Source organism: Streptomyces sp. NPDC048671 (assembly GCF_055587045.1).
This window is the reverse complement of the sequence record NZ_JBVJHB010000029.1, coordinates 73,963-81,273: the sequence shown is the minus strand read 5'-3', so window position 1 is coordinate 81,273 and position 7,311 is coordinate 73,963. Positions and strand designations below refer to the sequence as shown.

Below are 7,311 nucleotides of genomic sequence, written 5' to 3'. Positions count from 1 at the left end.
TGCCCTCGTAGCGGAGCTACTAGGGCATTTCGGCAACGCGGCGAGCGTGCGTGCCGGACCACGCGAGACAGACGGGACTTCTAAAACACGACCTAACGCCACCGGCTGACCTCGACGTTCTCCAGGACGCCGAGGGCGTCCGGTACCAGTACGGCGGCCGAGTAGTAGGCCGTCACGAGGTAAGAGATGATCGCCTGCTCGTCGATCCCCATGAAGCGGACCGAGAGGCTGGGCTCGATCTCGTCGGGGATGCCCGTCTGCTGGAGTCCGACGACGCCCTGTTCGCTCTCACCGGTCCTCATGCAGATGATCGATGTGGTGCGGGCGTCGGTGACCGGGATCTTGTTGCACGGGAAGATCGGCACCCCGCGCCAGGACGCCATGCGGTGCCCGCCGACATCCACGCTCTCCGGGACCAGGCCGCGCTTGCTGCACTCCCGGCCGAAGGCCGCGATGGCCCGCGGGTGGGCCAGGAAGAGCTTCGATCCGCGGCGGCGCGAGAGCAGTTCGTCCATGTCGTCGGGGCCGGGCACCCCGTCGTGGGGCTGGATCCGCTGGCCGTAGTCGCAGTTGTTGAGCAGGCCGAACTCGCGGTTGTTGATCAGCTCGTGCTCCTGGCGCTCGCGCAGCGCCTCGACCGTGAGCCGCAACTGCTGCTCGGTCTGGTTCATCGGCTGGTTGTAGAGGTCGGCGACGCGACTGTGGACCTTCAGCACGGTCTGCGCGACGCTCAGCTCGTACTCGCGCGGCGCGGAGTCGTAGTCGACGTACGTGTGCGGGACGACGGCCTCGCCGACATGCCCCGCGGACAGGTCGATCTCCGCCTCGCCGTACTTGTTGGTGCGCTGCTGCGGGATGGCCAGCTGCCCGGCAAGATGCTCGCGCAGCGAGTCGGACCGCTCGGCGAGGTTGAGCACATCCGCCCGCTGCAGCGTGAGGACGGTGCAGTCGGTGACGGCGCGGGCCGTGTACTCCCAGAGGGCGTCGCCCTCGATGAGCGAGTGGTCGCCGAAGTAGGCGCCGTCGGCATGCACCCCGAGCACCGTCTCGTCCCCGTAGGGGCCGGTGCCGATCTTCTCGACCCTTCCGTGCGCCAGCAGGAAGACCCGGTCCGCCGCGTCACCGGCCGTGGCCAGGAGCTGTCCGGCGGGGATGTCACGCTGCTCGCACCTCCGGGCCAGCTCGGCGAGCGCCTCCTCGTCCCCGAAGTCCCTCAGTGCCGGGAGTTCGCCGAGCTCGGCGGGGATGACCGCCACCCGGTCCCCGGTCTGTACGAAAGTCACCCGGCCGTCGCCGACCGAGTAGCTCAGCCTGCGGTTCACCCGGTATGTGCCGCCCTGCACCTGGACCCACGGGAGCATCTTCAGCAGCCACCGTGAGGTGATCTCCTGCATCTGCGGAGCGGACTTGGTGGTCGTCGCGAGGTTCCGCGCGGCTGCCGTGCCAAGACTCTGCTGCGGCGGCACCTGCGCGTTCTGAACCTCTTCACCAACGGACATCTGACGTCCTCTCGATCATCGGCGGACCTGCGGAAGAAGCCTTTCAGCACGTGACTCGGCGCGCCATTACACAAAAGAGTGTGACTAGTCGGGCTTTGGGTTGGGCACTACGCTGCGCGATGCCCACGGACCGGTTTATTTGCATCTTGAATACCAATTATCTACGGTGAGGGTCATGCGGCTGACGAGATTCACCGACGTGGCGCTGCGCGTACTGATGCGCCTCGCCGTCGCGGAGAACGAGGATCCGCCGACCACCCGCGCGGTGGCGGCGACCATGGAAGTGCCCTACTCCCACGTCGCGAAGGTCGTCGCCCGGCTCCAGCACCTCGGCCTGGTCGAGGCGCGGCGGGGCCGCGGCGGCGGGCTCGCCCTCGCCGCGGGCGCCCGCTCCGCCTCGGTCGGCGAGCTCGTCCGCGAACTGGAGGGCCCCGGCGACGTCGTCGAGTGCGAGGGCGCCACCCCGTGCCCACTGCGGTCGGCGTGCCGGCTGCGCGGCGCCCTGCGCGAGGCGACAGAGGCCTTCTACGCCACGCTCGACCCGCTCACCGTCGCCGAACTCGTCGCCTCCCCCACGGGACCGCTCCTGATCAGCATCAGCAGCGGACGGCCACCCGGCGGCTGAACCGCACCCGCGCCCCCACCGCACTCGCCACCAAAGGCGCCCGGCCCGGTTTTCACGCCGGCCCTCCACGCCGGTCGCCCACCCCGGCCGTAAATACGCATCTCAAATACCAATTCAAACCCGAGGAGTCACGATGCTCTCCGAGCCGTCGACCGCCACTGTCCGAGCCACCCTCCCCGCCGTCGGCGCGGCCATCGGAGACATCGCGGATCTCTTCTACCGCAAGCTGTTCGACGCCCACCCGGAGCTGTTGCGCGACCTGTTCAACCGCGGCAACCAGGCCTCCGGCGCCCAGCGCCAGGCACTCGCCGGCTCCATAGCCGCGTTCGCGACCCAGTTGGTCGAGCACCCGGACACCCGCCCCGACGTCATGCTCGGCCGCATCGCGCACAAGCACGCCTCGCTCGGCATCACCGCCGCCCAGTACGACGTCGTGCACACCCACCTGTTCGCCGCCATCGCCGAGGTGCTCGGCGACGCCGTGACCCCTGAGGTCGCCGCCGCCTGGGACGAGGTCTACTGGCTGATGGCCAACGCCCTCATAGCCATCGAGGAGCGGCTCTACGCGCAGCAGGGCGTGCTCGCCGGTGATGTCTGGCGCGACTGGGAGGTGGTTTCCCGCACCGAGGAGACCGAGGACGTCGCCACCTTCCGGCTCCGCCCCGCCGACGGTTCGCCCACCCCCGGCTTCCACCCCGGCCAGTACGTCTCGGTGCAGTGCGAACTCCCGGACGGGGCGCGCCAGATACGCCAGTACAGCCTCTCCTCGGCCCCCGGCTCCCCGCTCCGCTCGATCACCGTCAAGCGGGTGCACGGCGGCGGCGCCCCCGACGGCGAGGTCTCGCGGCAGCTGCACGACCGGGTCCGGGCGGGCGACCGGCTCCGGGTGTCGGTCCCGTACGGCGACCTCGTACTGAAGTCCGCCGACGCCCCGCTCCTGCTCGCCTCCGCCGGCATCGGATGCACGCCGATGCTCTCGATGCTCGAACACCTCGCGAGCGACGACCACCGCACCCCGGTCACCGTCGTGCACGGCGACCGCTCCCCCGACGACCACGCCATGCGCACCGACCACTCGCTGCTCACCGGCAAACTCCCCGACGCCTCGGCGCACTTCTGGTACGAGACCCCCGAGCCGGGCCACCCCGCGAACCGCACGGGCCTGGTCGACCTGACGGGTCTGCTCATCCCGTCCGGCACCCACGCCTACCTCTGCGGCCCGCTGCCCTTCATGCGGTCCGTACGCACCCAGCTGCTCGCCAAGGGCGTCGCCGCGGCCGACATCCACTACGAGGTGTTCGGCCCCGACCTGTGGCTCGCCAAGGGCTGAATCTGGTCCGGTGCTCGCGGAATTGGCCGGATCGGCTCGCACACCGCCCGAACAGATCACCGCGAACAGCCCATAACTGGCTCGCGGCCCTTTTGCCGGGTACAAGCGCTGTACGGACATACTCCCCACGCGCAAAAGGAGTCGGCCATGTCCTCACCCATGTCCGCGAGCACCTTCCTCGCCGCCCTGAAGAACGAGGGGCTCACCGTCGTCCAGGTGGACGACTGGCGTACCCACAACCGCAACCACAAGGGCTCCTGGGGCCCGGTCAACGGCGTGGTGATCCACCACACCGTCACCAAGGGCACCGACGCCACCGTCCAGCTCTGCCGCGACGGCCACAGCGACCTGCCGGGGCCGCTGTGCCACGGCGTCATCGCCAAGGACGGCCGCGTCCACCTGGTCGGCTACGGCCGGGCCAATCACGCCGGTCTCGGCGACGACGACGTCCTGCGCGCCGTCATCGCGGAGAAGGGCCTGCCGGCGGTCAACGAGGCCAACACCGACGGAAACCGGCACTTCTACGGCTTCGAGTGCGAGAACCTCGGCGACGGCAAGGACCCGTGGCCCGACGTCCAGCTCGAAGCCATCGAGAAGGCCGCGGCCGCGATCTGCCGCCATCACGGCTGGACATCCAAGTCGGTCATCGGACACCTGGAGTGGCAACCGGGCAAAGTGGACCCGCGCGGCTTCACGATGGCCTCCATGCGGGCGCGGATCCACGACCGCATGAAATAGCCGCCCGGCGGCCCGCCCCGGGCACGTCCGCAAATGCCCGCCCGGAGCACGTCCTCGAATGCCCGCCCGAGCCATGTGCGCAATGCCCGGCCGGGGCACGTCCACAATGGAGGCATGCCTGCCACACCGTCCGGTCCGCCCGGCCTCTCCCGGCTGCGGCCGGTGCTTCCGTCGCCCCTGCAGCCGGCCGAGGACGACCGCTTCGGCCGGCACGGCGTACGGCTGCTGCTCAAGCGCGACGACCTGATCCACCCGGATCTGCCGGGCAACAAATGGCGCAAGCTCGCCCCCAACCTGACGGCCGCCGCCGGACGTCCCGTGCTGACGTTCGGCGGGGCCTACTCCAACCACCTGCGGGCCACGGCCGCCGCGGGCCGGCTGCTGGGCTTCCGTACCGTCGGCGTCGTCCGCGGCGACGAACTGGCCCACCGCCCCCTCAACCCCTGCCTCGCGCAGTGCGCCGCCGACGGGATGCGGCTGCACTTCGTGGACCGCCGGACCTACCGCGCGAAGGCCGATCCACAGGTCCTGGCCGGGCTGCTGAGCGCTCACGGGGAGTGCGAGGTCATCCCGGAGGGCGGCAGCAACGCCCTGGCCGCACAGGGCTGCACAGAGCTCGGGCGCGAGCTGCGCGGCCCGGCCGATGTGGCCGCGGTGGCCTGCGGCACCGGCGGCACCCTCGCGGGCCTCGCCGCCGGTCTCGCACCGGGGCAGCGCGCGCTCGGCATCCCGGTCCTGCGCGGCGGCTTCCTGGCCGACGCGGTACGGGACCTCCAGCGGGAGGCGTTCGGCGGACCGGCCGGCTCCTGGTCCCTGGACGAACGCTTCCACTTCGGCGGCTACGCCCGCACCACTCCCGCCCTGCACGCCTTCGCCGACGACTTCGAGGACCGGCACGGGCTGCCCGTCGAGCGGCTCTATGTGGCCAAACTCCTGTACGCGCTCACGGCGCTGGCCGAGGCGGGGGCGTTCCCCGCAGGCACCGCGGTCGCCGCCGTGATCACCGGACGCCCGGACCCCGCCGAGCCGCCGGGCGCCCCTCAGTCCGACTCCTCCCGGTAGGCCGCCGCCTCCTCCAGGTCGAGGCGCCTGAGCAGGGTCCGCATCATCTCGTCGTCGATGCCCCGCTCGTCGCGCAGCCGCACGAACACCTCGCGCTCGGCCTCGATCATCTCGCCGGCCAGCCGCCGGTAGGTGTCGTCCGCCGACTCCCCCGTCACCGGGTTCGACGCCCCGAGGCGTTCCCACACGGCGTTGCGGCGCCGCTCCAGGACGGTGCGCAGCCGGTCGGTGAGCGGCTGGGGCAGCCGGTTGCGCTCGTCGGCGAGCAGCTCCTCCAGCCGCGCCTCGGCGGCCGTGGAGGCCTCGCTCTGCGCCTGCGCCTCGGCGAGGGTCTCGGCCTGCCGGTCGCGCCCCGGAAGCCCCAGGACGCGCACCAGGAGCGGCAGCGTGAGCCCCTGGATGACCAGGGTGCCGATGACCGTGGTGAACGTCAGGAAGAGCACCAGGTTGCGGGCCGGGAAGTCCGCGCCGTCGGCCATGACCATCGGGATGGAGAACGCGATGGCGAGCGAGACGACACCGCGCATCCCGGCCCAGCCGACGATCAGCGGCGCGGTCCAGTCGGTCCCGGGTTCCCGGGCCCTGATCCGTTTCGACAGCCACCGGGGCAGATAGGTCGCCGGATAGACCCAGATGAACCGGACCACGACGACCGCCAGGAACACCGCCACCGCGTACCAGAGGGCGTCCGCGACGGCGTACGTACCGAGCCCCTTCAGTACGAAGGGCAGCTGGAGGCCGATCAGCGCGAAGACCGCGGACTCCAGGACGAAGGCGACCATCTTCCAGACGGCCGCCTCCTGGAGCCTGGTCGCGAAGTCGACCTGCCAGGACCGGTGGCCCAGGTAGAGCGCGACGACGACCACCGCGAGCACTCCCGACGCGTGCACCCGTTCGGCCGCCGCGTACGCCACGAAGGGGATCAGGAGCGACAGGGTGTTCTGGAGCAGCGCCTCCTTCAGGTGCGTACGGAGCCAGTGCAGCGGCACCATGAGCACCAGGCCGACCGCGACCCCGCCGACCGACGCGAGGAAGAACTCGCCGATCCCGGCGCCCCAGCTCATCCCCTCGCCCACGGCCGCGGCGAGCGCCACCTTGTACGCGGTGATCGCGGTGGCGTCGTTCACCAGGGACTCGCCCTGGAGGATCGTCGTGACCCGGGCGGGCAGGCCGACCCGGCGGGCGATGGCCGCGGCCGTGACCGCGTCCGGCGGGGCGATCACGGCGCCCAGCACCAGCGCGGCGGTGAGCGGCAGATCGGGCACCAGCCGGTACGCCAGCCAGCCGACCGCGACGGTCGCGAACAGCACGTAGCCGACCGAGAGCAGCGCGACGGGGCGGAGATTGGCCCGCAGGTCGAGGTACGAACTGTCGACGGCGGCCGTGTAGAGCAGCGGCGGCAGCAGGAGGGGCAGCACGATGTGCGCGTTCAGGGTGTACGTCGGCACCCCCGGCACGTACGAGCCGATCAGCCCCATGGCCACCAGCAGCAGCGGGGCGGGCACGGGCGTGCGGCGGGCCAGTCCCGCCACCGCTGCACTGGCCGCGACCAGTGCCACCAGTGGCAATGCGTCCATCTCACGGTCCTCGCATCCGTCGTAACCTGGCAATCATGAGTGAGTGCCCGCACGTATCAGATCTGCCGCGCCCCGAGCCCGCACCCCTCAGCGACGCCTGTCTCGAATGCCGGGCCGCGGGCACCCATCCCGTGCAGCTGCGGCTCTGCCTGGTCTGCGGGTATGTCGGCTGCTGCGATTCATCGCCACTGCGGCACGCCACGACGCACTTCAAGGAGACCGGTCATCCGGTGATGCGGAGCTTCGAACCCGGCGAAAGCTGGCGCTGGTGCTTCGAGGACGGTTCGATCGTCTGACGTCTGGGTACGTCAAACCGGCGCCTGTTGTTCGTAATTGACCGCCGCAGACCCCTATCCACTGTGTGTACTCATATGCTTACCATGAGTGACAGTCATGGGACGGGGTCCTGGCGACACGGCATCATGGATCGCGATAGCGTCGCCGGACCAAGAACCGAAGACGTACCGCATGGCTCCGGGG

Annotated in this window: 7 protein-coding genes; 5 read left to right on the top strand and 2 right to left on the bottom strand. The window is 70.7% G+C overall.

Annotated features, from left to right (window positions below; all coding sequences use genetic code 11):
- Nucleotides 1-92: 92 nt before the first annotated feature.
- Complete coding sequence (locus tag ACZ6S6_RS36880; protein ID WP_362957270.1) at nucleotides 93-1,499, bottom strand: family 2B encapsulin nanocompartment shell protein; 1,407 nt, start codon at nucleotides 1,497-1,499, stop codon at nucleotides 93-95.
- A 175-nt stretch (nucleotides 1,500-1,674) separates the two neighbouring features.
- Here ACZ6S6_RS36880 and ACZ6S6_RS36875 point away from each other — a divergent pair, with 175 nt between their 5' ends.
- From ACZ6S6_RS36875 to ACZ6S6_RS36860, 4 genes are all read left to right on the top strand, one after another.
- The gene (locus tag ACZ6S6_RS36875; protein WP_469709380.1) at nucleotides 1,675-2,124 is read left to right on the top strand and encodes an RrF2 family transcriptional regulator; all 450 of its coding nucleotides are present in this window, start codon (nucleotides 1,675-1,677) and stop codon (nucleotides 2,122-2,124) included.
- A 133-nt stretch (nucleotides 2,125-2,257) separates the two neighbouring features.
- Nucleotides 2,258-3,454, top strand: coding sequence for a globin domain-containing protein (locus ACZ6S6_RS36870; protein WP_362957276.1), 1,197 nt, complete (start codon nucleotides 2,258-2,260; stop codon nucleotides 3,452-3,454).
- 147 nt (nucleotides 3,455-3,601) lie between these two features.
- Nucleotides 3,602-4,192, top strand: a complete 591-nt coding sequence (locus tag ACZ6S6_RS36865; RefSeq protein WP_362957279.1) for an N-acetylmuramoyl-L-alanine amidase — start codon at nucleotides 3,602-3,604, stop codon at nucleotides 4,190-4,192.
- Nucleotides 4,193-4,306: 114 nt separating this feature from the next.
- Nucleotides 4,307-5,254 carry a 1-aminocyclopropane-1-carboxylate deaminase/D-cysteine desulfhydrase gene (locus ACZ6S6_RS36860; RefSeq protein ID WP_362957281.1) on the top strand — a complete coding sequence of 316 codons (948 nt, stop codon included), beginning with the start codon at nucleotides 4,307-4,309 and terminating at the stop codon, nucleotides 5,252-5,254.
- Here the strand turns inward: ACZ6S6_RS36860 and ACZ6S6_RS36855 are convergent.
- A complete protein-coding gene (locus ACZ6S6_RS36855) occupies nucleotides 5,233-6,831 on the bottom strand; it encodes a Na+/H+ antiporter (protein ID WP_362957284.1) in 1,599 nt (532 codons plus the stop codon). The genes ACZ6S6_RS36860 and ACZ6S6_RS36855 overlap by 22 nt on opposite strands.
- A gap of 35 nt (nucleotides 6,832-6,866) precedes the next feature.
- Between ACZ6S6_RS36855 and ACZ6S6_RS36850 the strand changes: the two genes are divergently transcribed.
- A complete protein-coding gene (locus ACZ6S6_RS36850; RefSeq protein ID WP_362957286.1) occupies nucleotides 6,867-7,127 on the top strand; it encodes a UBP-type zinc finger domain-containing protein in 261 nt (86 codons plus the stop codon).
- The last annotated feature ends 184 nt before the right edge of the window (nucleotides 7,128-7,311 follow it).